Origin of the sequence: Sphingobium sp. CFD-1 (genome assembly GCF_024611115.1) — a bacterium.
Classification (GTDB): domain Bacteria; phylum Pseudomonadota; class Alphaproteobacteria; order Sphingomonadales; family Sphingomonadaceae; genus Sphingobium; species Sphingobium baderi_A.
Genome location: NZ_CP084398.1, coordinates 3,327,878 through 3,354,287 on the forward strand (window position 1 = coordinate 3,327,878; position 26,410 = coordinate 3,354,287).

Annotated in this window: 29 protein-coding genes; 19 read left to right on the plus strand and 10 right to left on the minus strand. The window is 65.8% G+C overall.

Going from position 1 to position 26,410, the window contains the following annotated elements:
• The first annotated feature begins 141 nt into the window (after positions 1–141).
• From LDB26_RS16720 to ribH, 6 genes are all read left to right on the plus strand, one after another.
• Entirely contained in the window at positions 142–834 is a 693-nt protein-coding gene (locus LDB26_RS16720; RefSeq protein ID WP_062061797.1) for an energy transducer TonB, read from the plus strand.
• Between the two features lie 81 nt (positions 835–915).
• Positions 916–1,371: a hypothetical protein gene (locus LDB26_RS16725; RefSeq protein ID WP_231746370.1), complete on the plus strand. Its 456-nt coding sequence runs from the start codon at positions 916–918 to the stop codon at positions 1,369–1,371.
• A gap of 56 nt (positions 1,372–1,427) precedes the next feature.
• Complete coding sequence (gene ribD / locus LDB26_RS16730) at positions 1,428–2,381, plus strand: bifunctional diaminohydroxyphosphoribosylaminopyrimidine deaminase/5-amino-6-(5-phosphoribosylamino)uracil reductase RibD (protein ID WP_257542175.1); 954 nt, start codon at positions 1,428–1,430, stop codon at positions 2,379–2,381.
• Between the two features lie 210 nt (positions 2,382–2,591).
• Positions 2,592–3,206 (plus strand): riboflavin synthase, encoded by a 615-nt coding sequence (locus tag LDB26_RS16735; RefSeq protein WP_257539266.1) that lies wholly within the window; start codon positions 2,592–2,594, stop codon positions 3,204–3,206.
• Positions 3,207–3,280: 74 nt separating this feature from the next.
• Entirely contained in the window at positions 3,281–4,582 is a 1,302-nt protein-coding gene (gene ribB, locus LDB26_RS16740; protein ID WP_257539267.1) for a 3,4-dihydroxy-2-butanone-4-phosphate synthase, read from the plus strand.
• Between the two features lie 2 nt (positions 4,583–4,584).
• Entirely contained in the window at positions 4,585–5,007 is a 423-nt protein-coding gene (ribH, locus tag LDB26_RS16745; RefSeq protein ID WP_062061806.1) for a 6,7-dimethyl-8-ribityllumazine synthase, read from the plus strand.
• A gap of 3 nt (positions 5,008–5,010) precedes the next feature.
• On the opposite strand, the gene LDB26_RS16750 is transcribed toward ribH, so the two are convergent.
• Complete coding sequence (locus LDB26_RS16750) at positions 5,011–6,054, minus strand: alkene reductase (RefSeq protein WP_306812070.1); 1,044 nt, start codon at positions 6,052–6,054, stop codon at positions 5,011–5,013.
• A gap of 146 nt (positions 6,055–6,200) precedes the next feature.
• On the opposite strand from LDB26_RS16750, the gene LDB26_RS16755 reads away from it, so the two are divergent.
• The 5 genes from LDB26_RS16755 (at position 6,201) to ssb (ending at position 10,601) form a co-directional block, all read left to right on the plus strand.
• A complete protein-coding gene (locus LDB26_RS16755; protein WP_257539269.1) occupies positions 6,201–7,058 on the plus strand; it encodes a DMT family transporter in 858 nt (285 codons plus the stop codon).
• A 47-nt stretch (positions 7,059–7,105) separates the two neighbouring features.
• Positions 7,106–7,762, plus strand: a complete 657-nt coding sequence (locus LDB26_RS16760) for a COQ9 family protein (RefSeq protein ID WP_257539270.1) — start codon at positions 7,106–7,108, stop codon at positions 7,760–7,762.
• 80 nt (positions 7,763–7,842) lie between these two features.
• Positions 7,843–8,100 (plus strand): FeoA family protein, encoded by a 258-nt coding sequence (locus LDB26_RS16765; RefSeq protein WP_062061814.1) that lies wholly within the window; start codon positions 7,843–7,845, stop codon positions 8,098–8,100.
• Positions 8,097–9,959 (plus strand): ferrous iron transporter B, encoded by a 1,863-nt coding sequence (locus LDB26_RS16770; RefSeq protein WP_062061817.1) that lies wholly within the window; start codon positions 8,097–8,099, stop codon positions 9,957–9,959. Before LDB26_RS16765 ends, LDB26_RS16770 begins: the two co-directional genes overlap by 4 nt.
• 60 nt (positions 9,960–10,019) lie before the next feature.
• Positions 10,020–10,601 carry a single-stranded DNA-binding protein gene (gene ssb / locus LDB26_RS16775; protein ID WP_306812040.1) on the plus strand — a complete coding sequence of 194 codons (582 nt, stop codon included), beginning with the start codon at positions 10,020–10,022 and terminating at the stop codon, positions 10,599–10,601.
• 290 nt (positions 10,602–10,891) lie between these two features.
• Here ssb and LDB26_RS16780 read toward each other — a convergent pair whose 3' ends face one another.
• From LDB26_RS16780 to LDB26_RS16790, 3 genes are all read right to left on the minus strand, one after another.
• A complete protein-coding gene (locus LDB26_RS16780; protein WP_257539271.1) occupies positions 10,892–11,791 on the minus strand; it encodes a UTP--glucose-1-phosphate uridylyltransferase in 900 nt (299 codons plus the stop codon).
• Between the two features lie 92 nt (positions 11,792–11,883).
• Complete coding sequence (locus LDB26_RS16785; protein WP_257539272.1) at positions 11,884–12,321, minus strand: hypothetical protein; 438 nt, start codon at positions 12,319–12,321, stop codon at positions 11,884–11,886.
• Positions 12,322–12,494: 173 nt separating this feature from the next.
• Positions 12,495–12,668 (minus strand): DUF1674 domain-containing protein, encoded by a 174-nt coding sequence (locus LDB26_RS16790; protein ID WP_082635075.1) that lies wholly within the window; start codon positions 12,666–12,668, stop codon positions 12,495–12,497.
• Positions 12,669–12,755: 87 nt separating this feature from the next.
• Here LDB26_RS16790 and htpX point away from each other — a divergent pair, with 87 nt between their 5' ends.
• From htpX to LDB26_RS16815, 5 genes are all read left to right on the plus strand, one after another.
• Positions 12,756–13,691, plus strand: coding sequence for a zinc metalloprotease HtpX (htpX, locus tag LDB26_RS16795; RefSeq protein ID WP_257539273.1), 936 nt, complete (start codon positions 12,756–12,758; stop codon positions 13,689–13,691).
• A 96-nt stretch (positions 13,692–13,787) separates the two neighbouring features.
• Positions 13,788–15,080 carry an RsmB/NOP family class I SAM-dependent RNA methyltransferase gene (locus tag LDB26_RS16800; protein WP_062068318.1) on the plus strand — a complete coding sequence of 431 codons (1,293 nt, stop codon included), beginning with the start codon at positions 13,788–13,790 and terminating at the stop codon, positions 15,078–15,080.
• A gap of 23 nt (positions 15,081–15,103) precedes the next feature.
• Positions 15,104–15,589: a diguanylate cyclase gene (locus LDB26_RS16805; protein WP_257539274.1), complete on the plus strand. Its 486-nt coding sequence runs from the start codon at positions 15,104–15,106 to the stop codon at positions 15,587–15,589.
• Positions 15,590–15,667: 78 nt separating this feature from the next.
• A complete protein-coding gene (gene rpe, locus LDB26_RS16810) occupies positions 15,668–16,330 on the plus strand; it encodes a ribulose-phosphate 3-epimerase (protein WP_062061828.1) in 663 nt (220 codons plus the stop codon).
• Positions 16,327–18,111 (plus strand): heparinase II/III family protein, encoded by a 1,785-nt coding sequence (locus tag LDB26_RS16815; RefSeq protein WP_257539275.1) that lies wholly within the window; start codon positions 16,327–16,329, stop codon positions 18,109–18,111. The genes rpe and LDB26_RS16815 overlap by 4 nt, the downstream gene beginning before the upstream one ends.
• Here the strand turns inward: LDB26_RS16815 and LDB26_RS16820 are convergent.
• The gene (locus LDB26_RS16820) at positions 18,095–18,553 is read right to left on the minus strand and encodes an acetyltransferase (RefSeq protein ID WP_062061834.1); all 459 of its coding nucleotides are present in this window, start codon (positions 18,551–18,553) and stop codon (positions 18,095–18,097) included. The genes LDB26_RS16815 and LDB26_RS16820 overlap by 17 nt on opposite strands.
• 129 nt (positions 18,554–18,682) lie before the next feature.
• Here LDB26_RS16820 and purH point away from each other — a divergent pair, with 129 nt between their 5' ends.
• Positions 18,683–20,284: a bifunctional phosphoribosylaminoimidazolecarboxamide formyltransferase/IMP cyclohydrolase gene (gene purH, locus LDB26_RS16825; protein WP_257539277.1), complete on the plus strand. Its 1,602-nt coding sequence runs from the start codon at positions 18,683–18,685 to the stop codon at positions 20,282–20,284.
• 122 nt (positions 20,285–20,406) lie between these two features.
• Here purH and msrB read toward each other — a convergent pair whose 3' ends face one another.
• The 3 genes from msrB to LDB26_RS16840 are packed head-to-tail and all read right to left on the minus strand — an operon-like array spanning position 20,407 to position 23,048.
• Positions 20,407–20,883 carry a peptide-methionine (R)-S-oxide reductase MsrB gene (gene msrB / locus LDB26_RS16830; RefSeq protein WP_257539279.1) on the minus strand — a complete coding sequence of 159 codons (477 nt, stop codon included), beginning with the start codon at positions 20,881–20,883 and terminating at the stop codon, positions 20,407–20,409.
• A 9-nt stretch (positions 20,884–20,892) separates the two neighbouring features.
• The gene (locus LDB26_RS16835; protein WP_062061843.1) at positions 20,893–22,086 is read right to left on the minus strand and encodes an ABC transporter permease; all 1,194 of its coding nucleotides are present in this window, start codon (positions 22,084–22,086) and stop codon (positions 20,893–20,895) included.
• Complete coding sequence (locus LDB26_RS16840) at positions 22,083–23,048, minus strand: ABC transporter ATP-binding protein (protein WP_062061846.1); 966 nt, start codon at positions 23,046–23,048, stop codon at positions 22,083–22,085. Before LDB26_RS16840 ends, LDB26_RS16835 begins: the two co-directional genes overlap by 4 nt.
• 24 nt (positions 23,049–23,072) lie before the next feature.
• On the opposite strand from LDB26_RS16840, the gene queG reads away from it, so the two are divergent.
• Positions 23,073–24,119 carry a tRNA epoxyqueuosine(34) reductase QueG gene (gene queG / locus LDB26_RS16845; protein WP_257539280.1) on the plus strand — a complete coding sequence of 349 codons (1,047 nt, stop codon included), beginning with the start codon at positions 23,073–23,075 and terminating at the stop codon, positions 24,117–24,119.
• Positions 24,120–24,245: 126 nt separating this feature from the next.
• Here queG and LDB26_RS16850 read toward each other — a convergent pair whose 3' ends face one another.
• Together LDB26_RS16850 and LDB26_RS16855 are read right to left on the minus strand one after the other, a co-directional pair.
• Entirely contained in the window at positions 24,246–24,620 is a 375-nt protein-coding gene (locus tag LDB26_RS16850; RefSeq protein WP_257539281.1) for a hypothetical protein, read from the minus strand.
• Positions 24,617–25,285 carry an EI24 domain-containing protein gene (locus LDB26_RS16855; RefSeq protein WP_062061855.1) on the minus strand — a complete coding sequence of 223 codons (669 nt, stop codon included), beginning with the start codon at positions 25,283–25,285 and terminating at the stop codon, positions 24,617–24,619. The genes LDB26_RS16850 and LDB26_RS16855 overlap by 4 nt, the downstream gene beginning before the upstream one ends.
• 122 nt (positions 25,286–25,407) lie before the next feature.
• Between LDB26_RS16855 and LDB26_RS16860 the strand changes: the two genes are divergently transcribed.
• A complete protein-coding gene (locus tag LDB26_RS16860) occupies positions 25,408–26,409 on the plus strand; it encodes an adenosine kinase (protein WP_257539282.1) in 1,002 nt (333 codons plus the stop codon).
• The last annotated feature ends 1 nt before the right edge of the window (position 26,410 follow it).

Consider the following 26,410-nt stretch of genomic DNA (forward strand, 5'->3'; position numbering starts at 1 on the left):
GTGTGAAGTCCAGAGGGAGTCATAGAAGGGAACGCGGTTTCAGTCGCTCGACCGAAAATTAATGTTGCAACATATCATTATGGTATGGTGTAATGTTACACAGTCTCAAAAAGAGGCATGTCGAGTGAAGAGGATGCAGTCATGGGTTCGATTACAATGGGACCGGCGAGCGGCGCAACCATGTCCGGCTATCGCGGCAGCAGGCGATCACCCATCGGCATTGGCGGCGCCATCGCGGTCCATGCGATCGTCGTGGGCGCGATCCTGCTGATGCCCAGGGAGATGATAACAACATTCATTCCCACCACCTTGCAGGGAACCAACATTCCCCTGGATGCGCCGCCACCCGAAATCGCGCCGCCGGAGCAGACGGACATCAAGCCTAGTCAGCCCACCATGGAACGGCCCACCGCGCCGGAGACGATTGTCCCGCTGGGCGGTTTCAACGACGCCCTGACCGGAACGGATGGCCCGTCGCAAGGGGACGGCGGCAGCATGGTGAGCGGTGGCATGAATCCGCCCGCCGACCCGCCCGCGCTGCCCGTTTTCGTCGATGCGGCCATCGATCCAAAGGCGCTTGCCGCCTTCCAGCCCGATTATCCGGGCACGATGATCCGGCAGGGGATCGAAGGATCGGTGAAGGTCAGGGTGACGATCGGCGCGAACGGCCGGGTGACGGCTATCGAGCGGCTTTCCGCCTCGGACGACGCCTTCTGGCTGGCGACGCAGCGCCATGCCCTGCGGAAATGGCGGTTCGCCCCGGCGACTCGCGATGGCGTCCCAGTCGCCAGCAGCAAGGTGCTGACCGTGCATTTCCGCTTGCAGAACAACTGAACGGGACGCGATGCCGCCCGGATGCAAAAACCGGTTTCACTGCCTTTTGCATCCGGGCCGCTCCTGTCCTATATGAGCGCGATGGCGATTTTCCCCCGTCCGGCTTCTCCAAGGAGCGCGCTCCACGACCTGTGGAGCTATTTCCGCGCGCAACGTCCGCATAAATGGCCGATATTGGGCCTGTCCGTCGCGATCACCTGGCTGATCATATGGGTGTTCGTGCTGGACGCGAACACCAACACCATGCCGACGCGCAACCAGATCATCTATGTGCAGAGTTGGGATACCAACCGGTCGGATGCCGCGATCATCCTGCAACAGAAGATGGAACTGGCCAAAAGGGAAGCGGCGCTGGAGACGAAACAAAAGGAAATGCAGCATGTCGCCGACATGTTCGGCATCGACTGGCGCGAGGATGAAGCGCGCAACCGTTCCCGCCGCCAGGAAGCGTTGAAACAGATCAACGCCCAGCTCGATTCGCGGCTTGCCAAGGCCGAAGCGGGGCAACAGCCCGCAACGGGAGCGGCCCAGCCCTGAGCGCCATGATGCCGCCTGCCGATGGCAAAGCCGATCCCGCCGCCGACCGGCGCTTCATGGCGGCGGCGATCGCCCTGTCCGGGCGGGGACGCGGCCTTTCCACCCCCAATCCCAATGTTGGCTGCCTGATCGTCAGGGACGAACGCATCGTCGGGCGCGGCTGGACGCAGAAAGGCGGACGCCCCCATGCCGAGGCGCAGGCGCTGGAACAGGCCATGGACCGGGCGCATGGCGCGACGGCCTATGTGACGCTGGAGCCCTGTTTTCACCTGTCCCCACGCGGCCCGCGCTGTGCCGACCTGCTGGCGCGCGCAGGAATCCGGCGCATCGTCATCGCCCTGCGCGATCCCGATCCACGCACGGACGGCCAGGGCGCGGCATGGCTGCGCGATCATGGCGTCATCGTCGAAATGGGACTGATGGAGGCCGAGGCGCGCGCCGCCATGGCCGGTTTCGTGCTGCGACAGACGTTGGGGCGGCCCGCCGTCACGCTGAAGCTGGGCCTGTCGCTCGACGGCCGGATCGCGCTGCCCGACGGATCGAGCCGCTGGATCACCGGGCCGGACGCGCGCGCGCACGCCCATCTGGAGCGGGCGCGGCATGACGCCATATTGGTCGGCGGCGGCACGCTGCGCGCCGATGCGCCGCGGCTCGATGTGCGGCTGCCGGGGATGGAAAGCCGCTCGCCCCGCCGCATCCTGCTCAGCCGGGGCGAAGCGCCTTCCGGCTGGGAGCGGATCAGGCGGCCGGAGGATATTGCCGCGCTGGACCGGGTCGATCATCTGCTGGTGGAGGGCGGCGCGCAGACGGCGGCCGCTTTCCTGCGGGCCGGGCTGGTCGACCGGCTGCTGCTTTATCGCGCGCCGATCCTGATCGGCGACGGGCTGCCGGCCCTGGGCGACATCGGCCTTGCCGACCTGGCTCAGGCGCATGGGAAATGGACGCTGACCGACGAAAGACGGCTGGGCGTCGACCGGCTGGAGGTTTACGCGGCAGCGCGCGGGGCATAGTGGCTGGCCGGTTTGGGTGGAAGGTGGACTGTCTGCTATTCCCATCTCCGTTCGCCCTGAACGGAGGTGGGGTGGCGGCCATTGGCCGAAAACCGACCGTTCGGCTTTATGGGCGGCGCTCAGGGCAATGGAGGTGGTTTCGCTTTACCGCGCATTGTTCTAAGTCGCGTTTCACAGTTTCCGATTTTCGACGTTCAGGACCATCGACCCATGTTCACCGGCATCATCACCGACATCGGCACCATAAGCTCCACCGAGCAGCGCGGCGACCTGCGGCTGGTCATCGATTGCGGTTATGACATGGAAAGCGTCGCGATCGGCGCTTCCATCGCCTGTTCGGGCGCTTGCCTGACGGTGGTGGAAAAAGGCGCGGACTGGTTCGCCGTCGACATGTCCGCAGAAACGGTGGCGCGCACCGCGCCGGGCCTGTGGCGGCAGGGCGGCAAGCTCAATCTGGAACGCGCGCTCAAGGTGGGCGACGAACTGGGCGGGCATATCGTGACGGGCCATGTGGACGGCGTGGGCATTTTGGTGTCGGCCACCCCGGAAGGGGATTCCATCCGCCTCGTCATCCGCGCGCCCGCCGAACTTGCGCCATCGCTCGCGGCCAAGGGCTCGATCACGGTCGATGGCATTTCGCTGACCGTGAACAGCGTGGAGGATCAGCCGGACGGCTCGACCCATTTCGGCCTCAATATCATTCCCCACACGGCCGCCGCCACGACATTGGAAACCCTGCCGGAAGGCCGCGCCTTCAATCTGGAGATTGATGTGCTGGCCCGTTATCTGGACCGCATGCAGTCTCTTCGCGACCGCTCAATGTGATTTCCACTTGCAATTATCACATTGCAGTGTGAAATATGACTCATCATGTCATTCCGAGCGAGGAGTCGCTTTCCATGTCCGCCGCATTAATCGATAGCCTTCGTTCGCTCGTCACCGATGGGGGCATGTCCCGGTCGGGCCTTGCCCGCGCCGCCGGGCTGCACGCCAACAGCCTGCGCCGTCTGGGCGAGACGGACTGGAACCCTACGGCCGAGACGCTGGGCAAGCTGGAAACCTATCTCCAGCGGCGCGCGGGCGGCACGGCGCTGGCCAGCCCGGAAGAGATTATCAACGAAGCCCGCAACGGCCGCATGTTCATCCTGGTCGATGACGAGGACCGGGAAAATGAAGGCGATCTGGTCATTCCCGCGCAGATGGCGACGCCCGATGCGATCAACTTCATGGCGACGCATGGCCGCGGCCTCATCTGCCTGGCGCTCACCAAAAGCCGGGTGGACGAGCTGGGCCTGGACCTCATGAGCCGCAACAACGGCACGCGGCATGAAACCGCCTTCACCGTGTCGATCGAGGCGCGCGAGGGCGTCACCACCGGCATCAGCGCCGCCGACCGCGCCCGCACCATTTCCGTCGCCATCGACGGTTCGAAAAGCCGCGACGACATCGTGACGCCGGGGCATGTCTTTCCGCTGGTCGCCAAGGATGGCGGCGTTCTGGTCCGCACGGGCCACACCGAAGCGGCGGTCGACGTGGCCCGGCTCGCCGGTCTCAATCCTTCCGGCGTCATCTGCGAGGTGATGAAGGATGACGGGACCATGGCGCGCCTCGACGACCTCATCCCCTTCGCGCAGAAGCATGGGATGAAGATCGGCACGATCCGTGACCTGATCGCCTATCGCCGCCGCCACGATCATATGGTCGAACGGCGCGCGGAAACGACCTTCACCAGCCGGTGGGGCGGCGACTGGAAAGCCATCAGCTTCTACAACAAGGCGACCCAGACCGATCAGCTCGTGCTGCAAAAGGGACATATCGTTCCGGACGAACCCACGCTGGTGCGGATGCATCAGATGTCGATGCTGGACGATATCTATGGCGCGACCGGCGCGCGCGGCAACCTGCTGTCGCATTCGATGGAGATCATCGGTGAAGAGGGCGCGGGCATCATCGTCGTCCTGACGGCGCGGGGCAGCACATCGGAATTCATTACGCGCTTTCTGGAGCGCCATGCGGGCAAGGCTCCTTCAGGCATGGACGATGAACTGCGCGATTATGGCGTGGGCGCGCAGATCCTTGCCGAACTGGGCGTGCATGACATGATCCTGCTCACCAACAGCCACCGCAGTCTGGTGGCGCTGGACGGTTATGACCTGGCCGTCGTCGGCCAACGCTCCATCACGCTTCCGGAGGATAATTAAGCATGGCCAAGTTCCTGATCGTCGAGGCGCGCTTCTACGACCATCTCAACGACCTGCTGATCGAAGGCGCAGGCGCCGCGCTGGAGGAAGCGGGGCATAAATATGATGTCGTCACCGTGCCCGGCGCGCTGGAAATCCCCGGCGCGGTCGCGCTGGCGGCGGAAAGCGGGCGCTATGACGGCTTTATCGGCATCGGCGTGGTGATCCGCGGCGAAACCTATCATTTCGAAGTCGTGTCGAACGAAAGCGCGCGCGGCCTGATGGCGCTCAGCATGGACGGCATCGCCATCGGCAATGGCATCCTGACGGTCGAGAACGAAGCGCAGGCCCTCACCCGCGCCCGCCGCACCGAAAAGGACAAAGGCGGCGAGGCGGCCAAGGCCGCCATCGCCATGCTGAAGTTGCGGGAACGGTTCGAGGGCTGATATTCAGGCGGCTTCCAGCGCGGAATAGGTGACGTAACCTTCCGCGCCGCCGCTGTAGAATGTCTCCATGTCCCACGCATTGAGCGGCGCGTTCCGGCGCAGGCGCAGCGGCAGGTCCGGATTGGCGATGAAGGGGCGGCCAAAGCTGATGGCGTCGGCCAGCCCGCTGTCCAGATCCGCCTGCGCCCGCGCCGCGTCATAATCGCTGTTGAGCACCAGCGGGCCGGAAAAATGCCGGCGGATCAGCGGCGACTGGCGTGGCACGTCGCTGCTGCCATAGCTGCCATTCGCATGGAGTTCGCGCAGTTCCAGAAAGGCGATGCCGATCCGGTCGAGCGCCTGCGCCGCGAGCGGGAACAGGCTGGCGGGGTCGCTGTCATCGGTGCCCTGCGATTCGCCATTGGGCGAAAGACGGACAGCGGTGCGATCCGCGCCGACGGCATCGGCGACGATGGCCGTCACTTCGCGCAAAAGGCGGACGCGGTTTTCCGGGCTGCCGCCATAGTCGTCGTCCCGATGATTGACGCCGTTGCGGAGGAACTGGTCGATCAGATAGCCGTTGGCGGCATGGATCTGGACCCCATCGAACCCGGCGGCGATGGCGTTGCGGGCGGCCGCCGCATAGCTATCCAGCAGCGCGGGGATTTCATCCACCGTCAGCGCGCGCGGCGTTTCATAGGGCTGCTTGCCTGCATTCGTATGGGCGTCGCCGGGCGCAGTGATCGGGCTGGAGGACAGGGGCTGCTGCCCCGACATGCTGGAATGGACGAGGCGGCCCATATGCCAGAGCTGCGACACGATCCTGCCGCCTGCCCTGTGCACCGCTTCGGTCACGGGCTTCCATGCCTCCACCTGCTCTTCCGTCCAGAGCCCGGGCGCATGGGGCCAGCCCAGCCCCTGACGCGAAATCCCGGTCGCCTCGCTGATGATGAGCCCCGCCTGCGCGCGCTGGGCGTAATAGTCCGCCATCAGGGGCGTGGGCACATGGTCGCGCGTGGCCCGCGCGCGAGTGAGCGGGGCCATCAGGATTCGGTTGGGCGCGGCTATGGCGCCAAGCTAGATCGGATCGAACAGGGTCGGCATGGATATTCCCTTCATACAGTTTCAATTTGAAACGGGACATGGGTGCCGAAGCCAGCTAGGGAGCCGCCATGGCCGGTTCAATGCCCATGATGCAAAAACATGTGCCGCCCATGGCATTTCCCGCCCTTGTCCTTGCGAATATTTTTCTGGCGATGGGTCCGGTATTGGTGCGCCTGAGCGATGTGGGGCCGATTGCGGCGGCCTTCTGGCGACTGGCGCTGGCCACCCCCTTCCTCTTCCTCCTCGCCCTGCCCCGCCTGCGAACCGCGTCGCTGGGCAAGCGGCAATGGAGCCTGATGATATTGGCGGGCCTCTTCTTCGCCGCGGATCTCGCCACATGGCATGCGGGCATCCACCATACGAAAGTCGCCAATGCGACCATGTTCGGCAATATCAGTGCGCTGGTGCTGCCTTTATGGGGGTTGCTGATCCTGCGCCAGGCGCTGCACCGGCCTCAGCTTGCGGCACTGTTGCTGGCGCTGGTCGGCGGCGGGATATTGATGGGGGGAAGCTATGAACTGTCGCCCCGCTATTTGCGCGGCGACCTGCTCTGCCTGATGGCGGGGCTGCTCTACACCGGCTATCTGATCAGCGTGCAGGATGTGCGGCAGCGGCTCGACAGCTGGTCGGTGCTGGCCATCGCCAGCCTGTCCGGCGCGGGTCCGCTGCTGATCATATCCATCGCGGCGGGAGAGCAGGTCATGCCGGCGGACTGGACGCCGCTGATCGCCCTCGCGCTGTCCAGTCAACTGATCGGACAGGGGCTGCTGACCTATGCGATCGGCTGGTTTTCGCCGCTGGTGCTGGGATTGAGCCTGATGATCCAGCCCGCCGTGTCAGCCGTCGTCGGATGGCTGCTGTTCGATGAGCGGATGAGCGTGACCGATCTGGTCGGCATGATGGCGATTGCCGCGGCATTGATCCTCGTGCGGCTTCCCTGGTCGGCCAGGGTCAGGGACCAGCCCTAGCGAAAAACGGGTTCCCACTTGTCGGGCCAATGCTCTAAAGCGGTTCCATGACCGCCGACCTTACCCTTGACGAAATGCGGGCCGCCCTTGCGCCCCTGCTCCCGCGCCACGCCGCGTTCGATGGCTGGAAGGATGAAGCCATCGCCATGGCGGCGGCTGAAAAGAGCATAGACCCGGATATTGCGGCGCTCGCCTTTCCGGGCGGGGCGATGGATATGATCGACGCCTGGTTCGCCAGCATCGACACGCGGATGACCGATTCCCTCTCCGCCCAGACGCTCGCCGCCCTGTCCATCCGCGCGCGGATCACCGCTCTGGTCGAAGCGCGTCTTGCCCTGCTTGCGCCGGACCGGGAAGCGTTACGCCGGGCCATCGCGATCATGGCCATGCCCCGCAACGGCCTCCGCGCAGCAAAGCTGGGCTGGCGCGCCGCCGATGCGATGTGGCGCGCGGCGGGCGACGAAGCGACCGACTTCGCCCATTATAGCAAGCGCATGACGCTGGGGGGCGTCTATGCCGCCACGCTGCTGGTATTTCTGGACGATGAGAGCGACGATCACACCGAAAGCCGCGCCTTCCTGGCCCGGCGCATCGAAGAGGTGATGCGGTTCGAGCGATCCAAGGCCCGTTTCAAGGGAGCGGGCGGCGGCGAACGGCTCAGCCTTTCGCGGTTCATCGGGCGGCTGCGCTATCCCGTAGTCTGAGCGCCGGGGACGGATTCGCACTGGCCATGTCCAATAGTAATTGATAGTCACTCGCAAAACCTTGTGACGAGTGCCCTTCCTTGCGCCTGACCGACCTGCCGCTGCGACAACCCGCCTATGTGGACATTATCGACTGGAACGCCCTTTCCGCGACGGAAGGGCAGCGGCTGCGCGAATTCGGCCTGTGCGAAGGCGCCAGCGTGGAGGCGCTGCACCATGGCGGCCTGTTCGGGCGCGGTCCCATTGCCTGCAAGGTCGGGCGCATGACCATCGCGATGCGGCGCAATCATGCCGAAGCGATCACCGTCCGCACCGGACCGGAAGGAACGGTCGCATGAGCGCCATGCCGCTGGTCGCGCTGGTCGGCAATCCCAATGCCGGAAAAAGCGCGCTGTTCAATGCGCTGACGGGCGCGCGGCAGAAGCTGGGTAATTATCCGGGCGTCACCGTGGAGCGCAAGGCCGGGCGACTGTCGTTGTCCGATGGGCGGCCGGTGGAGCTGGTCGACCTGCCCGGCACCTACAGCCTGTCCCCGGCCAGCCCCGATGAACAAGTCACGCGCGACGTCGTCCTGGGCAGGCAGGATGGGGAAAAGCGGCCCGACGCGCTGGTGGTGGTGGTCGATGCCTCCAATCTCGACAATCATCTGCGGTTCGCGCTGGAACTGATCGCGCTGGGGCTGCCCACGGTGGTGGCGCTCAACATGGTCGATCTGGCGACGCGGGACGGGCTGGAACTGGATGCGGCGGTGCTGTCGCGCGAACTGGGCGTGCCGGTCATCCCCACTGTCGCGGTGCGGAAGCGCGGGCTGGACCATCTGCTCAAGGATCTCGAAAGCCTGATCGACGGGCCGGCGATGGCCGCGCGCGCCGTCATCGTCGGACGCGATTTCGATCTGCTGCGACATGAAGCCCGGCGGATCGCGCAGGCGGCCATCGTGCGGGAAACGCCGTCGCGGCGGCTGACGGCGGCGGTGGACCGGGTGGCGCTGCATCCGTTGTTCGGACTGCTGCTGCTGCTGGGGCTGTTGTTCGTCATGTTCCAGGCGGTCTATGCCTGGTCGGAAGCGCCCATCGCGATGATCGAGGGATGGGCCGAAGCGGCGAGCAATATCGTGAGCGATGCCTTGCCCAGCGGCATATTCCGGTCCTTCCTGGTCGACGGCGTCATCAATGGCGTGGGATCGGTGGTGGTGTTCCTGCCGCAGATCCTGATCCTGTTCTTCTTCATCCTGATGCTGGAGGCGACGGGCTATATGGTCCGCGCCGCCTTCCTGATGGACGGGCTGATGGCGAAGGTCGGCCTGTCGGGACGGGCTTTCATCCCGCTGCTCTCCTCCTTCGCCTGCGCGGTGCCGGGGATCATGGCGACGCGGACCATCTCCGATCCGAAAGACCGGCTGACGACCATATTGATCGCGCCGCTGATGACCTGTTCAGCGCGGCTGCCGGTCTATGCCGTCATCATCGGCGCCTTCATCCCGGCGCGGGACGTTGGATGGGGCATCGGCCTGCAGGGGCTGGTGCTGTTCCTGCTCTATGTCTCGGGAATCATCGGGGCGATGCTGGTGGCGCTGGCGTTACGCATGACCGTGACCAAGGGGAAAAGCGGCGGATTCCTGATGGAAATGCCGAAATATCAATGGCCGCGCCCGCGCGACATCGCGCTGGGCCTGTGGCAGCGCGCGATCATCTTCCTGAAGCGCGCGGGGACGATCATCTTTGCCTCCACCGTCATATTGTGGGTGTTGCTGAGCTTCCCCCGCGTGCCCGACGGCAATCCCGCCAGCCAGGTGGACCACAGCATCGCGGGACGGATCGCGGGCGGCCTCAACGTCGTGCTGGAGCCGGTGGGCTTCAATCGCGACATTTCGCTGGCGCTGATCCCGGCGATGGCGGCGCGGGAAGTGGCGGTGTCGGCGCTGGCGACCGTCTATTCCATCGACGCGGGCGACGATGAGGCGAAGCTGGAGCAGAGCCTGGGCGAGCGGCTGAAGAACAAATGGTCGCTGCCGACCGCGCTGGCTTTCCTCGCCTGGTTCATTTTCGCGCCGCAATGCATTTCCACCATCGCCGTGACGCGGCGGGAAACCAATGGGTGGAAATGGCCCGCCTTCATGGTCGGATATCTGTTCGTGCTGGCCTATCTGGCCGCGGGCGCGACATATTGGACGGCGACCGCGCTCGGCCTGTCATAGGGGAGTAGACGGCTTCGCGCCGCGCTCTATAAGGACCGCTTTATACGCTTCGGAGGGATCATGGCGGGCTCGGTTAACAAGGTCATTCTGATCGGCAATCTGGGCGCGGACCCGGAAGTCCGCAGCTTCCAGAATGGCGGCAAGGTGTGCAACATCCGCATCGCGACCTCCGAAACATGGAAGGACCGCAATTCGGGCGAGCGCAAGGAGCGCACCGAATGGCACAGCGTCGCGATCTTTTCCGAAGGGCTGGCAGGCGTAGCCGAACGCTATCTGCGTAAGGGCAGCAAGGTCTATATCGAGGGCAAGCTGCAAACCCGCAAATGGCAGGACCAGTCGGGCAACGACCGCTACACCACCGAAGTGGTGCTGCAAGGACCGGGCGCGGTGCTGACCATGCTGGACGGCGCGCCAGGCGGCGGCGGTCAGGGCGGCGGTGGCCGTTCGCAGGGCGGGAGCGACTGGTCCGGCGGTTCGAGCGGCTTTGGCGGCGGCGATTATGACGATTTCGGCGGCGGCGGCGGAAACTTTGGCGGTGGCGGCGCGAGCGGCGGTCGTTCGCAGGGCGGCAGCGGTGGCGGCCGGGGCAGCGCAGGTGGGCCGAATTTCGACAATGATCTGGATGATGAAGTGCCGTTCTGACGATCCGAACAGCGCAAAAGCCTTTTGAAGGGCGGGGCGGCGATGGCTTCCCTGCCCTTTTTGCCGGGCGGCGGGGCGGCGTTCGTTGCGGGCCATTGGTCCGCTGGCACGGGGTGCCATGCGGCCAGTTTCGGCCAGAGAACCCTGTCCGCTACCCATCCCATGCCATCGCCCGGCGCTGGACAGCGCGACATCAGGTTTCCCGGCGGCGCTTCAAACGAGCGGAGAGCCGTTGGCTCCGAGAGGCACGCCTGCCCCCTCCCGCACGCGGGAGGGGGCAGGGCGGGTCGTCAGGCCGCCGCCGCGACCTTGGCCAGGCCCAGTTCGGCGGTCGCGAAGGCGCGGATGTGGTCGCTCAGGTCTTCGCGGTCCAGCGCCAACGCCAGATTGGCTTCGATATAACCGGCTTTCGACCCGCAATCGAAGCGGCGGCCGTCGAAGGTCACGCCATGGAAGGGTTGCCGGCCGATCAGGGAAGCCATCGCGTCGGTAAGCTGAATTTCGCCGCCCGCGCCCTTTTCCTGCGTTTCCAGGATCTTCATCACATCGGGTTGCAAGATGTAACGGCCCGGCAGGATCAGGTTGGAAGGCGCGGTGCCCGGCGCGGGCTTTTCGACAAGGCCCTTCACTTCCGTCAGCGCGCCGTCGCGGGCGCCCGGATCAATCACGCCATAGCTGGGCGTCTGCTCCATCGGCACTTCAAGCGCGCAGACGAGGTTGCCGCCGACCTTGTCATAGGCGTCGACCATCTGCTTCATGCAGCCCCGGCCGGGCGCGCCCTTCATAAATTCGTCGGGGAGCAGGATAGCGAAGGGCTCGTCGCCCACGATGTCGCGCGCGCACCAGATGGCGTGGCCAAGGCCCAGCGGCTCCTGCTGCCGCAGGAACACGGCGTTGCCGGGATCGAGCCGGGTGCCTTCCAGCGCAGAAAGATCCTTGCCCCGTTCGCGCTGGGTGACTTCGCATTCGAAGGCGATGTCAAAATAATCCTCGATCGCGCCCTTGCCGCGCCCGGTGACGAAGATCATCTGCTCGATGCCTGCTTCCCGCGCCTCATCGACCGCATATTGGATCAAGGGGCGGTCCACGACCGGCAGCAATTCCTTGGGCACGGTCTTGGTGGCGGGCAGGAACCGCGTGCCAAGCCCCGCGACGGGAAAGACGGCTTTGCGAATCGGTTTATTCGACATGACTCTCCATTCTCGCTATCGGCGCGCACGACTTTGCATTGCCGCGCACGCGGAAAAGGTCAAGCATCCCACTCCTGAACTATTCCGGGTAATCAGACTTCCAGAAGGCGCTGCGCCATCTGTTCCAGCGCGCTTGTTTCCGCGTCGAGTTGTTCAAGCGATATGTGCACCTGCTGGTTCCGGGGATCGCGACAGGTGAAGCCGCCGGGCGCGGGTTCCTGAAATCCGCCGATGATGAGCGCGCGGAAACGATCGACACGCTGCATGTCGCGTTCGATCGCCGAAATTTCGTTGAGCGCCGTCGCGTTGCGGCGATCGCGCATGGTGACCATGGTCCGCAATTCCGTCATCAGCTTGGCCATGCTGGGCCGGTTGCGGGTGCCCACGGTGCGAATATCGCCCATCGCCTTTCGCATCATCGCGATTTTCTTTTCCAGGCTCTGTTCCAACATGGTCCAGGCGCAGACCAGCCGCCCGACACCGCACAGCAGCGCCGCGTCCTCGGGCGCATATTCCGAAACCGTTTTCACCTGAACGTCCGCAACCAGATTCAAAACCCGTGACCCCGACCCTTGTTTTACAAGGGAAACCCTGCACGGAGGGAAGCAGCCATGGCTAGAGTGGGGGCAGACGCTCCCCCGTGTCGGGGGCACGGATCATCGTTAACCGTGCCAAATCATCGGCGGGCCGTGAATGACGGGCGTCAGAAGTCGATGGCGATACCCTTCTTCTCCCAATCACCATAACGGGTGGGGCTGAGTTGCTCCGTCTGGATGGAGGGCTTGTCGAGCGGGTCCGGCTGAGGCACCGGCGGGCTTTTGGAGAGGTGCGCGGGCGCCTTCACATGCGCGGGACGCTGACCATTATAGTTTCCCATGGATGGGCCTTTCGATTGCGGGGAAGCGGCGACGACCCCATATTCCTATCATGCCTGCACTCTGGGCGGCAAAGGAGGATCGTGCAAGTGAGCGGTTTCAAGACGGTGATGCTGATGTCGGCGCTGACGGCGCTGTTCATGGCATTGGGCTATACGCTGGGCGGCAGCGGCGGGGCGGTGATCGCGCTGCTGGCGGCGGCTGGCATGAACCTGTTCACCTTCTGGAACGCGGACAGGATCGTCCTGTCCATGCATCATGCGCGGGAAGTGGATGAGGCGAGCGCGCCCGAATTCGTCGGACTGGTGCGCGATCTGTCGCAAAGAGCCGGGCTGCCGATGCCGCGCGTCTATCTGATCGACGAGCCGCATCCCAATGCCTTTGCCACCGGGCGCAACCCGGACAATGCGGCAGTGGCGGCGACCACCGGCCTGCTGTCGATGCTGACGCGCGAGGAAGTGGCGGGCGTGATGGCGCATGAACTGGGCCATGTGAAGAACCGGGACACGCTCATCATGACGATGGTGGCGACCATTGCGGGCGCGATTTCGATGCTGGCGAATTTCGGCCTGTTCTTTCGCGGGAACAGCGGGAACGGGCAGGGCAATATGCTGGCCGGATTGCTGGCCGTGATCGTCGCTCCCTTTGCCGCGATGATCGTGCAGATGGCGATCAGCCGCACGCGCGAATATGGCGCGGACGCGGCGGGCGCGCAGATCAGCGGCGATCCGCGCGCGCTGGCTTCCGCGCTGGCGAAGATTTCGGGACAGGCGCAGCGGATTCCCAATCCGGTGGCGGAGCGCAACCCCGCCGCCGCGCAGCTTTACATTGTGCCGACGCATGTGAGCGAGCTGTTTTCCACCCACCCCGCGACGGAAAAGCGCATCGCGGCCTTGCAGGATATGGCGGCGCAAATGGGCGCGCCGGTGGTCAGCGCACCCGCCGCCCGCGCTTCAGCGCTGTCGCCGGTTTCCGCGCCGACGCGCAGGCGGTCGAGCGCGCTCGATCCCTTGCGGCGGGACTGAAGCAGCTTTGCACCGGGGCGGGACAGCGCCCTGCTTTCCGCATTTCCTGCGCGTCAGGTCATTCCACCTGCCTTGAAAATGCTCTAGGCGCGAATGATGGCACGATCCCCCCGACCCGATGATATTCCCGGCCTGCCCGCGCGACGCGCGGCGCTCAGGCTGCTCGATGCCGTATTGCGGCGAGGCGATCCGCTGGAACTGGCGTTGCATGGCGCGGCGCAGGGTCTGCCGTCTGCCGACCGGGCGCTGGTCCATGCCATCGCGGCGGAGACTTTGCGCCATCTGCCCGATCTGGATGCCTTGATCGACGGGGCGACCCGGCAGCCGCTGCCCGATGACGCAAAGGCGCGGATGGTGCTGCGGATCGCGCTGGTGCAGGTGCTGGCGCTCGGCACGGCGCCCCATGCGGCCATTGCGACGGCGCTGCCGCTGGTCGATGGCGGGCCGCGCAAGCTGGTCCATGGGGTATTCAGCACGGTGACGCGGGCGCAGCCGGTCCTGCCCGATCCGCCGACCCTCCCGCCGGAGGTGGCGGCGCGCTGGGCGGCGCAATGGGGCGAGGCCATGCCCGAAACGGCGGCGCGAAGCTTTGCCGTGCGGCCACCGGTCGATGTCAGCCTGCGCGATGCGGGGGATAGCGATAGATGGGCCGAGCGGCTGGGGGGGATCAGCCTTGCGCCCGGCCATGTCCGCCTGCCCGATGGCGCCGCGATCACGGACCTGCCCGGCTTTGGCGAGGGCGCCTGGTGGGTGCAGGATATTGCGGCATCCTGCCCGGCGCGGCTGCTGGGACCAGGCGAAGGGCGCGCGGCGCTGGACCTGTGCGCCGCGCCGGGCGGCAAGACGATGCAGCTCGCCGCCGCCGGATGGCGGGTAAGCGCGGTGGACCAGTCGAAGAAGCGGCTGGAGCGGCTGCGCGAGAATATGGAGCGCACGGGTCTTTCCGCCGATATCGTGCAGGCCGACCTGCGGCAATGGAAGCCCGATGCCCCTGTCGACGCGGTGCTGCTGGACGCGCCGTGCAGCGCCACCGGCATCTATCGCCGCCATCCCGACGTGCTGCACCGCATCGGCCCGCGCCAAATCGCGGAACTGGCCGAATTGCAGGCGGAATTGCTGGACCGCTGCGCCGACTGGGTGAAGCCGGGCGGAACGATCATTTACGCCACCTGTTCACTGGAGCAGGCGGAGGGAGAGGAACAGATCGCGACTTTCCTGGATCGGCGGCCGGATTTCGCGACCCGCCCCGCGCTGGTGGCCGAACTGCCCGCCGGGATCGCGCCGACGCAGGACGGATGGGTCCGCACCCTGCCCGGCGCGCTGGACGCGCAAGGCGGCGCGGACGGATTTTTCGTGGCCAGACTGGAGCGGACGGCAACAAGAGTTTAACCCCTGATATATAGGCTTTCGCAATGCGCCCTATCGAGCCTCTTCCCTTGCATCATAGCTGGCCGCTCTACGAATTGCGGGACCATCTGGCGCCGCTGACGCTGGACGACGGCATCGCCCGCAGTGACGCGGCGCTGGCGGAGCGCGGGATCGGCCTGTGGCATTGCGACCTTGCGACCGAAAAGCTCAATTGGACCGCCGGGGTTTTCGACATTTTCGGGCTGGAACGGCATAGCCCGCTCGTCCGTTCACAAACCGTTTCGCTTTACGTGTCGGATTCGCGTGAGGCGATGGAAAGGCTGCGGGCTTATGCGATTCGCTACCGGCGCGGTTTCACGCTGGATGTCGACATCAACGGGGCCGAAGGCGGGCAATGCGCGATGCGGCTGATCGCCGCGCCGATCATCGCCGACGACGCCGTCACCGCCCTGCATGGCGTGAAACAGATATTGCCAAAGGGCGCGGCGGCTTCGCGCGGGTTGAACCCGATGACCTTCAACCTGCTCTAGCGTCACGGCCGTGGAAAGCGCGCACAGGCCAAATGATGCGTTGCCCTGCCCTTTTCCCGCCGCTAAGGCGAACGGTTAATGACCAGTCCAATCCTCATTTCGCCCTCCATCCTCTCCGCCGACTTCGCCCGCCTGGGCGAGGAGGTTCGCGCCATCGACGAAGCGGGATGCGATTGGGTCCATATCGACGTGATGGACGGGCATTTCGTGCCTAACATCACCATCGGCCCCGGCGTGGTGAAAGCATTGCGCCCGCACACGAAAAAGCCGTTCGACGTCCATCTGATGATTTCGCCGGTGGACCTGTATCTGGACGCCTTCGCGCAGGCGGGCGCGGACATCATCACCGTGCATCCCGAAGCGGGACCGCATATCCACCGCTCCGTCCAGCACATCAAGTCCCTGGGCGTGAAGGCGGGCGTGGTGCTCAATCCCGGCACGCCGGCCAAGATGCTGGATTATCTGATCGATGACGTGGACCTGATCCTCGTCATGAGCGTCAATCCGGGTTTCGGCGGGCAGAGCTTCATCGAGAACCAGCTTCGCAAGATCGAAGCGATCCGCAAGATGATCGACAAGAGCGGGCGCGACATCCGCTTGCAGGTCGATGGCGGCATCGATTTCACCACCGCGCCGCGCGCCATCGCGGCGGGCGCGGACGTGCTGGTGGCAGGCACGGCGACCTTCCGCGGCGGCGCGGCGGCCTATGCCGACAATATCCGAAAGCTCAGGGGCGGGTGAAGGACCGCAAGCGCCTTCCCCCCCATTCCGCTTCCGACGCGGCCGGAACCGAGGATTTCGAGGCCGAGAAGCAGGAAGACGGAATCGAGCAGGGCAAGCGTCTCATCCGTCTGGCGGATGACAAGGGGCTGTCGCTGACCCAGCGGATCGCCAATCGTTTCTATCTGCTCAGCTGGAAGACGCCGCTGCATGGCCGCCGGCTGAAGGGCAAATATCCCCTGAAGCTGCTGGCGGTGCCGGAGGATGAGATCCCCGGCGACCAGCAGGCGGGGCAATCCATCCGCGCGGGATATTTCCTGTTCCGGGGCATGAAGCAGCCCGTGGACACGCTGGATTTCGCCCGGCTGGACCTGACCCCCGGCTTTGTCGACCATATCCAAAGCTTCCGCTGGCTGCGCGACCTGTCGAGCGTCGCGACGCGCGAACAGGGCGCGCCGGTGGCGGAAAATGTGATGCGTAAATGGCTGGCCGCCCATGCCGACGTGCCGAGCGAACCGGCATGGCGGGCGGACAATGCGGGCTGGCGGCTGCTGTTCTGGACGACCCATGCGCCGCTGATCCTGTCGTCGAGCGATCTGGTCTATCGCTCGCTGGTGCTGAACTGCATCGCGCGGACGGCCCGCCATCTGGACCAGATCGCGGACAAGACGCCCGTGGGCCTCCCCCGTCTGGTCGCATGGGGCGCCATCGTCGCCGCATCCATGCTGATCCCCGGCGGCGCGGCGCGCAAGGTGTTCGGCGAAGCAGGCCTGAAGCGCGCGATCGACAGCGCCTTCCACGGCGATGGCGGCATCGTGTCCCGTTCGCCGATCGACCAGCTGGAAGGCATCATGCTGCTGTCGATGGTCGCGTCGGTCTATGACGTGCGGCGCGAACAGGCCCCGGCTTTCCTGCATGAAGGGCTGGCCCGCGCCATTCCCGCACTGCTGGGGCTGACCCATGGCGACGGCGGCCTTGGCAACTGGCAGGGCGCGGGCGCGATCCCGCCCGGTCAAGTGCAGGCCGTGGTCCAGGCCAGCCGCGTGCGGACCCGCCCGCTGCGGCAGGCACGCGAATGGGGGTATCAGCGGCTGGCGGCTGGCACCACCGTGGCCCAGATCGACGCCGCGCCGCCGCCCGTCGCGCGGCTGGCGGAGGCGGGGTGCGGATCGACCGGCGCGATAGAGATCAGCGACGGCCCCCACCGTCTGGTCGTCAATTGCGGCGGCGCGGCGCTGGAGGGGCAATGGATCACCCGCGATCTGGCGCAGGGCCTGCGGACCACGGCGGCGCACAGCACGCTGATCCTGAACGACTGCAATTCGACCGCGCTGCTGCCCGACGGCACGCTGGGTCGGGGGGTGACGGAAGTCGAACTCAACCGGCAGGAGCTGGAAAATGGCAGCCGCGTGGACCTGAGCCATGACGGCTATGTCCGGCGCATGGGCTATATCCACCGCCGCCTGCTGCTGATGAGCGCGGATGGCAAGGAAATCCGGGGCGAGGATATGCTGACCCCGGCGGAACGACGCAAGAAACCCTCCCGCCTGCCCCTGCAACTGCGGTTCCATCTGGCGCCGGGCGTGGAGCCGACGACGACAGCGGACGGCATGGGCGCGCTGCTGCGGATCGACATGGGGGCGCTGTGGCAATTCCGCGCGAGCGCGGGGAAGCTGAGCGTCGAGGAAAGCCTGTGGGTTGATGCCGATGGACGCCCGCATTCCACGCAACAGCTTGTCGTGACCGGCGAGGCGCTGCCGGGCGGATCGAGCATCGGCTGGCTGTTCAAGCGGGTGGGGTGAGACCCCGGCCATCCATCCGCAAATGGATGAGCGGATAGGGTCGCCCCTGCCCGTCCCGGTCCGACCGGCCCGTCGCAACAAAGCCCAGATGCTCGTAGAAGCCGACAGCCTGCCCATTCTGTTCGTTCACATCGGTCGTGACCGCTAAATGGAGCGTCAGGGCATGATCCACCAGCGCGCGCCCAATGCCCTGACCGCGACAAGCCGGATCGATGAACAGCGCTTCCATCTGCGCGCCATCCAGCAGCATGAAGCCGAGAGGACGATCCTGACCGTCCACCGCCAGCCAGAGCGGCGCGGACGGGAGGAAGGCCCGCACTTCCTCTTCTATCGCGGCGCGGTCGGCCGCCGTCAGGAAATCATGCGTGACGTCCACCGCTTCGCGCCAGATAGCGATGATGCGCGCGCCATCTTCTGCCCTCGATTCCCTTATTCTCACCATGGGCCGGGCATAGCCCGATGCCGCCTGGCGGGGAAGAGTGCCCACGGGGCTGTATTTTTCTCCCGCTCCGCACTAAGGCGCTGGGCAAAATCGTCCCGACGAGTCCGAAAAGCAGGAAAGCCCATCTCCATGAACCCTTCACCCGCAGACGTCACCATCAAGCGCGCCCTTCTGTCCGTGTCCGACAAGGCGGGCCTTATCGAACTGGGGCAGGCGCTGGGGAAGCATGGGGTGGAACTGGTGTCGACCGGCGGCACGGCCAAGGCGCTGCGCGACGCGGGGCTGGAGGTGAAGGATATTTCCGACCTCACCGGCTTTCCCGAAATGATGGACGGGCGGGTCAAGACGCTGCATCCCAAGGTGCATGGCGGCCTGCTCGCGGTGCGGGGCAATGCCGAGCATGTGGCGTCGATGCAGGAGCATGAGATCGGCGCGATCGACCTGGTGATCGTCAACCTCTATCCCTTTGCCGCGACGGTGGCGCGGGGCGCGGACCGGGACGAGATCATCGAGAATATCGACATTGGCGGGCCGTCCATGGTGCGCTCCGCCGCGAAAAATCATGAAAGCGTGGCCATCGTCACCGATCCCGCCGACTATGCGCGCCTGATCGCCGAAATGGCGGAAAAGGGCGGCGCGACCAGCTATGATTTCCGGCGGATGCTGGCGGCCAAGGCCTATGCGGCGACGGCGGCCTATGATTCGATGATCGCGAGCTGGTTCGCCTTTGCCGATCAAGGGGTGCAATTTCCCGAAACGCTGGCCGTGTCGAGCAAGCTGGGCGCGACGCTGCGCTATGGCGAAAATCCGCACCAGTCGGCGGCGCTTTACCTGCCGGTGGGGCCGACCGCGAACGGCATCGCGCAGGCAAGCCAGGTGCAGGGCAAGGAACTGAGCTACAATAATTATAACGACGCCGACGCAGCGCTGGAACTGGTGAGCGAGTTTCGCGATGGCCCGCCGACCGTGGTGATCGTGAAGCACGCCAATCCCTGCGGCGTGGCGACGGGCGCGACGCTGATCGAAGCCTATGAAGCGGCGCTCGCCTGCGACAGCGTTTCGGCGTTCGGGGGGATTATTGCGGTCAACCGGCCGCTCGATGGCCCCACGGCGGAGGCGATCAGCGGCATTTTCACCGAAGTCGTCGCCGCCCCCTCCGCCGATGAGGACGCCAAGGCGATCTTCGCGAAGAAGAAGAATCTGCGCCTGCTGCTGACCGGCGACCTGCCCGATCCGGCGCGCGAGGGACTGATGATGAAGAGCATCGCGGGCGGGCTGCTGGTGCAGAGCCGCGACAATGGCCGGGTGACGCGCGACATGCTGAAAGTCGTCACCAAACGCGCGCCGACCGAGCAGGAACTGGCCGACTGCCTGTTCGCCTGGACCGTTGCCAAGCATGTGAAGTCGAACGCCATCGTCTATGCCAAGGGCGGCAGCATAGCGGGCATCGGCGCGGGGCAGATGAACCGCCTTGAATCCGCGCGCATCGCGGCGTGGAAGGCAAAGGATGCGGCGGACAAGGCCGGTTGGGCCGAACCGCGCACGATCGGTTCAGCGGTGGCTTCGGACGCTTTCTTCCCCTTCGCGGACGGGCTGCTGGCGGCGGTCGAGGCGGGCGCGAGCGCGGTGATCCAGCCGGGCGGGTCGATCCGGGACGAGGAAGTGATCGCGGCGGCGGACGAAGCCGGGCTGGCGATGGTGTTCACCGGGATGCGCCACTTCCGGCATTGAGCAATCATGGCCGTGCTGCCGTGAAAGCGGAAGCTCCTTCCCCATGAATCGGCGATTAGCGTGCGCCCTTCGGCAGACTCAGGGCGAACAGGGTAAGCGAAGAAGCCGGTCGGCTCGCCCAATCAGGCGGGCTGGAAGCGCAGCGCGACGCCGTTCATGCAATAGCGTTTGCCGGTGGGTCGCGGGCCGTCGTCAAAGACATGGCCCAGATGCCCGCCGCAGCGCGCGCAGTGCACTTCGGTCCGGATCGTGCCCAGATCGAAGTCGCGTGACGTGCCCACCGCCTTGCGAAGCGGCGCCCAGAAACTGGGCCAGCCGGTGCCACTGTCGAACTTGGTCTTTGAACTGAACAGAGGCAGCGCGCAGCCCGCGCAGACGAAAGTGCCCGCGCGATGCTCGCGATCGAGAGGGCTGAAGAAGGGCGGCTCGGTCGCCCGCTGGCGCAGCACCTTATAGGCCCATGGGGACAGCCGCTTGCGCCATTCCGCGTCGGACAGGGTGAAGGGATAGGCGGCTTCCGCCCGGCCCGGACCGAACTGCCATAACACGAGCGCCACGGCGCCTGTCACGCCGCCGCTCAGGAACTGCCGCCGGTTCATGCAGCGAAGCTAAGCGCGCGGAGCTGAGCGGCGCCTGAACAGCGGGCGCTTCGCACCGGAATTGAGCACATGGCGGCGAAACAGCCACACGCCCATGCGGATGATGAGCCCGACCCACATCGCCTGCCACAGCAGCGCCAGAACATGCGGCCAGATCGCGCCATCTTGCGCCGCCCGCGCTATCATCGCGAAGGGGGATGAGAGGGGAAAGACCGCCGCCGCGATTTCCGGCGCGGACCCCATATGATCGACGGCATAGGTCGCGAAGAAGAATATGACCATCTGGGCCATGGTGACGGGCATGTTGAGCGTCTGCACTTCCCGCACCGTCGCCGCCTGCGCCCCGATGCTGAGGAACAGCGAGCCGAGCAGGCAATAAGCCATGGCGAAATAGAGCACCGCAAGCAGGATGAAGACCGGCCAGCCAACCGCGGGCGTGGGCAGCGCAAAGCCCGGCCCGGCGAGAAGCGCCAAGCCCGCCACCGCGCAGCCGCCCCAGAAAATGATGCCGATGAAGCTCATCGACAGCATCGCCATCAGCTTGCCCAGGAATACGGCGTCGATGGGGACGGCAGCGGCCAGTATCTCGATCACCTTGTTGTTCTTTTCCTCCACCATGTTGGACAGCACCATGCCCGCCAACAGCATGGTGAGAAGGAATATCAGGATTTGCGCCGCCCGCCCCATGGTCAGCCGCGCCTGCGTCTGGCCGCTGACGCTTTGCGCGACCGGATGCCGTTCGACATCCACTTCGGGCAGCACGGCGCGGGTCTTGGCAGCGCTGGCGATCAACCGGACATCGCCTTCCAGCCGGTCGATATCGGACGGCTGCCCCGTCAGGACCGGCCGGTCGACCGAGCCGGAAACGACCGCCACATAGCCCGCGTCGCTATGCGCCAGCAGGCTGCGCGGATCGACCGGCCATGGCGCCTTTTCCAGCGCGGAAATGTGATCCGCGCCGATCCGGCGGGCGACGGCTTCGCGCGCGGCGAGCATCCGGGCGGTTTCGTCAGGCGACATCGACAGCCCCGCCGCCGGACGCAGGCTGTCCGTGCTGATCTTTTCACTGAGGCCGCCGAACGCCATGCCGATCAGGATCGGAAGAAGCGGCCCCAGCAGGAAAAAGAGGAAGGTCCGGGTGAAGATGACCGCCGAAAAATCCCGCCGCGCAATCACCATGGCGGCGCGCAATATATCCTTCATGCCGCGTCCTCCCGCGTCCGATCTTCCGTCATCTGGCGGGCGACCGATTCCCCGGCGATGGCAACGAAAGCGTCATGCAGGCCGGGCCGTTCGATCGACAGGCTTTCAATCCCCGCATTGCCGTCCAGCAAGGCGCGCAGCAGCGGTTCTATCCCGCCATCGGGCAGCGCGAAATGCCAGTTTCCGTCCTGCGCCAACGTTTCGGGCGGCAAGGCGCGCCGCCATGGCCCGTCGCTCGCTCGCGTGCGGAGCGTCACCTGCGGGCGCAACCGGTCGCGCGCGCGGGCGACCGACCCTTCGAAACGGATGCGGCCACCCGCGACAATGGCGATGCGCTCGCACAATCGTTCGGCATGGGCGATGACATGGGTGGAGAACAACACCGTCACCCCGGCCCGCGCCTGTTCGCGGATCAACACCTCCAGCTTGCCCTGATTGATGGCGTCGAGACCGGAAAAGGGTTCGTCGAGGACGATCAGGCGCGGTTCGTGGACGATGGTGCCGAAAAGCTGAACGGTTTGCGCCATGCCCTTGGAAAGCTGGCGGATCGGCTTGTCGGCGGAAGCACCCATGCCGTGCGCCTCCAGCATGGCGCGGGCGCGTTCCCGCCCGACCTTGAGCGGCAGGCCGCGCAGCGCGCCCATGAAGGCAATGGCATCAAAGGCCTTCATCGACGGATAGAGGCCGCGCTCCTCCGGCAGATAACCGATGAGGCGCGATTGCCGCAGCGGTTGCGGATCGCCCAGCAATGTGCGTTCGCCTTCGTCGGGATCGACGATGCCGAGCAACGTCCGCAGCAAGGTGGTCTTGCCCGCGCCATTGGGACCGAGCACGCCGTAGATCGTCCCGGCGGGCACCGCGATGTCGATTCCGTCCACCGCCCGAAAATCGCCGAATGTCTTGACAAGCCCGTGGGCTTCGACGGCATAGGCGGGTTGCGGGGTTGGCATATCAGCGGTCATATGCTCCCCAAATAGTGACAGCCGATGCCAACGCAAATCGAAACCTTGGAACAGCGCCTGAAAAGACAGGCCGCGCAACTGGGCTTTGCCGCCTGCGCGATCGCCTCGGCGGACGCCGCGCCCATGGCGGGACGGCGGCTGCGCGACTGGCTGAACGCGGGGCATCATGGCGACATGCTGTGGATGGAGGAGCGCGCGGAGCAACGCGGATCGCCTCGGGGACTGTGGCCCGATGTCCGCAGCGTCATCATGCTGGGAATGAGCTATGCGCCGGGGCGCGATCCGCTAGCGCTGGCGAAGGCGGGAGACCGGGCGCGGATTTCGGTCTACGCGCAGGGCAAGGATTATCACGACACCGTCAAGAAGGGACTGAAGGCGCTGGCGCGCTGGCTGGTCGAACAGCAGGACAGCGCGCTCAAGGTTTTCGTCGACACCGCCCCGGTCATGGAAAAACCGCTTGCCATGGCGGCGGGGCTGGGATGGCAGGGCAAGCATAGCAATCTTGTCAGCCGCACCCATGGAAGCTGGCTGTTCCTGGGCGCGATCTATAGCGAGATCGCGCTGACGCCGGATGAAGGGGAACACGATCATTGCGGCAGTTGCACCGCCTGCCAGACCGCTTGTCCGACCGACGCCTTCCCATCGCCCTATGTGGTCGATGCGCGGCGATGCATTTCCTACCTCACCATCGAGCATAAGGGGCCGATCCCGGAAACGTTGCGCCCCGGCATCGGCAATCGCGTCTATGGCTGCGACGATTGCCTGGCGGTGTGCCCGTGGAACAAGTTCGCCGATGCCGCCGCGGCGAACCGCGCCTTTCTGGGCCGGGCGGAACTGGCCGCGCCCGCGATAGAGGATCTGCTGGCGCTGGACGATGCGGCGTTCCGGGAGATTTTCTCCGGCTCGCCGATCAAGCGGATCGGGCGCGGCCGCATGGTCCGCAACGCCGCCGTCGCCGCCGGGAACAGCGGCGAGCCGCGCCTGATCGCAAAGCTGCGACCGCTGACGAGCGATGGCGATCCTGTCGTGGCCGAAGCGGCGACATGGGCGATCGCGCGGCTTTCGGCCTAGGGCCAATGCCATTCAGGAGATGGTGGAATTGCGTGACCCGGCGCGCAGCGGACACCAAGTCCGTGAACACCAGAAGCACGGAAAGACCGCATTTGCAGCCCGCCAGAACTGAATTGGCGATCGGCCCTAACGTCCCTGCAAGGATGTAGCGCAGCTCGCCGGATCGACGTCGGCGCCCGAAGGCGCGCGGGCGTCGACATGGGTCACGACCGGTTCCTTCCCCCGCCCCGGCGAATAGAGATAGGCGTCCAGCACGCAGCGGCCATTGCCGAATTGCAGCTTCCGCATGCTGCTTTCGCGAATGTCGAGCCGCGGCGTGCCGAACATCCCGGTCAGATGCTTCGCGTCCATGCCCATGAGCGGGCCGGTCTTCATGAAAGCGCTGGCGGGCGGACCGGCAGGCGGGGCTGGCTGGCGCGTCTGGGGCACCACCGTCCCGGCCCCGCAGGCGGCGAGCGGCAGCGACAGCAGGCCGGTCAGCAAGAGACGGGTCGGGTTCATGCGCTTTTCCTTCTGACGCCATGCAGCATGTGCACCGCCATAGCCGCGCTCCACACCGGCGCAAGCAGGTTGACGAAGGGGACGATGAAGAGAAGCGTCGAAACGAGGCCCAGCAGCCACCGGCTGCCGCGCGGGATGGGCGGGCGCGCCGGGTGACGCGGCTCCACCAGGTCGGCCAGATCGCGGCCCAGCAAATAGGTGTTGAGCAACAGGAACAGGCCGATGGTGCCGAAACCCACCGCCAGCAGGGCGATATAGGCGGGCAAGGCGATCAGGTTCCAGCCCAGCGTCCGGCCCAGCGAGGCCAACGCGAAACGCAGGCTGCGGGCCGGGCCGACGGGGCGGGCTTCGCGCGCTGCTTCGGGGTAGCTGCCCTGCTCGACCGCCATCACGATGTCGTCGGCGTAAAAGCCCATGACCGCCATGGCGACGACGCGGAACAGCAGCCAGCCCGTCGGGATCATGGCGATGGCCGTGGCCGCCGCTTCGGCCAGCCCCCCGCCGCCCCAGCCGAAATGCAGGCGCACCGCATGGAAGGCCGCCCAGAGCGCAACACCGAGCGCGACGAAGATCAACAGCGTCAGCGCCAGCGATTTGGCGAGCAGCCTGCGGGTCGCGGCGTGAAAGAGGATCGGGAAGGCGCGCAGGGCGGCGACTATGACCATGGCCCGCTATCCCCCGTCCCGGCCGCGCCGTCAATCAGCGCCGTTGCACGCGGGCGGCCACGCCGGTAGAGACGAACGCACAATCATCCTTTCCCTCCTCCTCCATCAGACAAGGATTCCGCGTGACCGCTTCCGCCCCCGCGCTTGATATTATCGCCATCGGCAATGCGATTGTCGACGTGCTCGCCCGCAGCGATGACGGCTTCCTCGCCGAACGCAGCCTGACCAAGGGCGCGATGCAACTGATCGACGCGAACATGGCAGAGCGGCTTTATGCCGACATGGACGCGGGCAAGGAAATCAGCGGCGGGTCGGCCGCCAACACGCTGGCGGGCATCGCGGCGCTCGGCAAGACATGCGGCTTCATCGGGCAGGTGTGCGACGATCAGCTGGGCGCGGTGTTCACCCATGACGTTCGCGCGCTGGGCATCCATTACGACACGCCCCCGGTGAAGGGCGATGTGCCGACGGCGCGCTGCCTGATCCTGGTGACGCCCGACGCGCAGCGGACGATGAACACCTTTCTGGGCGCATCGCAGTTCCTGCCGGAATCGGCGCTGGACCTGGACCTGATCCGGTCGGCGGGCATCCTTTATCTGGAAGGCTATCTGTGGGATCCCGAACAGCCGCGCAAGGCGATGCGCGCGGCCATCGACGCGGCGCGGGGCGCGGGGCGCAAGGTGGCGTTCACCTTGTCCGACACGTTCGTGATCGACCGGCACCGGGCGGATTTCGCCGCTCTGATCGACGCGGGACAGATCGACATCCTCTTTTCCAATGAGGGCGAGATTCAGTCGCTCGCGCAGATCGACGATTTCGAGAAAGCCGTCGCCGCCATCGCGCCCAAGGTGCCGGTGCTGGTGTCGACGCGCAGCGAAAAGGGCGCGATCGCGGTGGTCGACGGCGTGCGTTACGAAGTGCCCGCCGCGCTGGTGTCGCAGATCGTGGACACGACGGGCGCGGGCGACCTGTTCGCCGCCGGTTTCCTCGCCGCGCATATCGACGGGATGGGCGTGGAAGACTGCCTGCGTCTGGGCGCGGCGGCGGCGGCGGAAGTGATTTCCCACTGGGGTGCGCGGCCGGAGGAAGACCTGAAGCTGATCCGAGCGAAGCTGTTCGGCTGAA

What these genes read in the sequence shown, in the direction of transcription:
- LDB26_RS16780 (WP_257539271.1), bottom strand. Translation starts at nt 11,791, where the DNA reads ATGTCGAATAAACCGATTCGCAAAGCCGTCTTTCCCGTCGCGGGGCTT.
- LDB26_RS16720 (WP_062061797.1), top strand. Translation starts at nt 142, where the DNA reads ATGGGTTCGATTACAATGGGACCGGCGAGCGGCGCAACCATGTCCGGC.
- ribH (WP_062061806.1), top strand. Translation starts at nt 4,585, where the DNA reads ATGGCCAAGTTCCTGATCGTCGAGGCGCGCTTCTACGACCATCTCAAC.
- LDB26_RS16725 (WP_231746370.1), top strand. Translation starts at nt 916, where the DNA reads ATGGCGATTTTCCCCCGTCCGGCTTCTCCAAGGAGCGCGCTCCACGAC.
- LDB26_RS16790 (WP_082635075.1), bottom strand. Translation starts at nt 12,668, where the DNA reads ATGGGAAACTATAATGGTCAGCGTCCCGCGCATGTGAAGGCGCCCGCG.
- LDB26_RS16835 (WP_062061843.1), bottom strand. Translation starts at nt 22,086, where the DNA reads ATGAAGGATATATTGCGCGCCGCCATGGTGATTGCGCGGCGGGATTTT.
- LDB26_RS16820 (WP_062061834.1), bottom strand. Translation starts at nt 18,553, where the DNA reads ATGGTGAGAATAAGGGAATCGAGGGCAGAAGATGGCGCGCGCATCATC.
- LDB26_RS16855 (WP_062061855.1), bottom strand. Translation starts at nt 25,285, where the DNA reads ATGGTCATAGTCGCCGCCCTGCGCGCCTTCCCGATCCTCTTTCACGCC.
- LDB26_RS16800 (WP_062068318.1), top strand. Translation starts at nt 13,788, where the DNA reads ATGGCACGATCCCCCCGACCCGATGATATTCCCGGCCTGCCCGCGCGA.
- LDB26_RS16805 (WP_257539274.1), top strand. Translation starts at nt 15,104, where the DNA reads ATGCGCCCTATCGAGCCTCTTCCCTTGCATCATAGCTGGCCGCTCTAC.
- LDB26_RS16770 (WP_062061817.1), top strand. Translation starts at nt 8,097, where the DNA reads ATGAGCGCCATGCCGCTGGTCGCGCTGGTCGGCAATCCCAATGCCGGA.
- LDB26_RS16840 (WP_062061846.1), bottom strand. Translation starts at nt 23,048, where the DNA reads ATGACCGCTGATATGCCAACCCCGCAACCCGCCTATGCCGTCGAAGCC.
- LDB26_RS16755 (WP_257539269.1), top strand. Translation starts at nt 6,201, where the DNA reads ATGGCATTTCCCGCCCTTGTCCTTGCGAATATTTTTCTGGCGATGGGT.
- purH (WP_257539277.1), top strand. Translation starts at nt 18,683, where the DNA reads ATGAACCCTTCACCCGCAGACGTCACCATCAAGCGCGCCCTTCTGTCC.
- queG (WP_257539280.1), top strand. Translation starts at nt 23,073, where the DNA reads ATGCCAACGCAAATCGAAACCTTGGAACAGCGCCTGAAAAGACAGGCC.
- rpe (WP_062061828.1), top strand. Translation starts at nt 15,668, where the DNA reads ATGACCAGTCCAATCCTCATTTCGCCCTCCATCCTCTCCGCCGACTTC.
- ribD (WP_257542175.1), top strand. Translation starts at nt 1,428, where the DNA reads ATGGCGGCGGCGATCGCCCTGTCCGGGCGGGGACGCGGCCTTTCCACC.
- LDB26_RS16760 (WP_257539270.1), top strand. Translation starts at nt 7,106, where the DNA reads ATGACCGCCGACCTTACCCTTGACGAAATGCGGGCCGCCCTTGCGCCC.
- ssb (WP_306812040.1), top strand. Translation starts at nt 10,020, where the DNA reads ATGGCGGGCTCGGTTAACAAGGTCATTCTGATCGGCAATCTGGGCGCG.
- LDB26_RS16735 (WP_257539266.1), top strand. Translation starts at nt 2,592, where the DNA reads ATGTTCACCGGCATCATCACCGACATCGGCACCATAAGCTCCACCGAG.
- msrB (WP_257539279.1), bottom strand. Translation starts at nt 20,883, where the DNA reads ATGAACCGGCGGCAGTTCCTGAGCGGCGGCGTGACAGGCGCCGTGGCG.
- ribB (WP_257539267.1), top strand. Translation starts at nt 3,281, where the DNA reads ATGTCCGCCGCATTAATCGATAGCCTTCGTTCGCTCGTCACCGATGGG.
- LDB26_RS16850 (WP_257539281.1), bottom strand. Translation starts at nt 24,620, where the DNA reads ATGAACCCGACCCGTCTCTTGCTGACCGGCCTGCTGTCGCTGCCGCTC.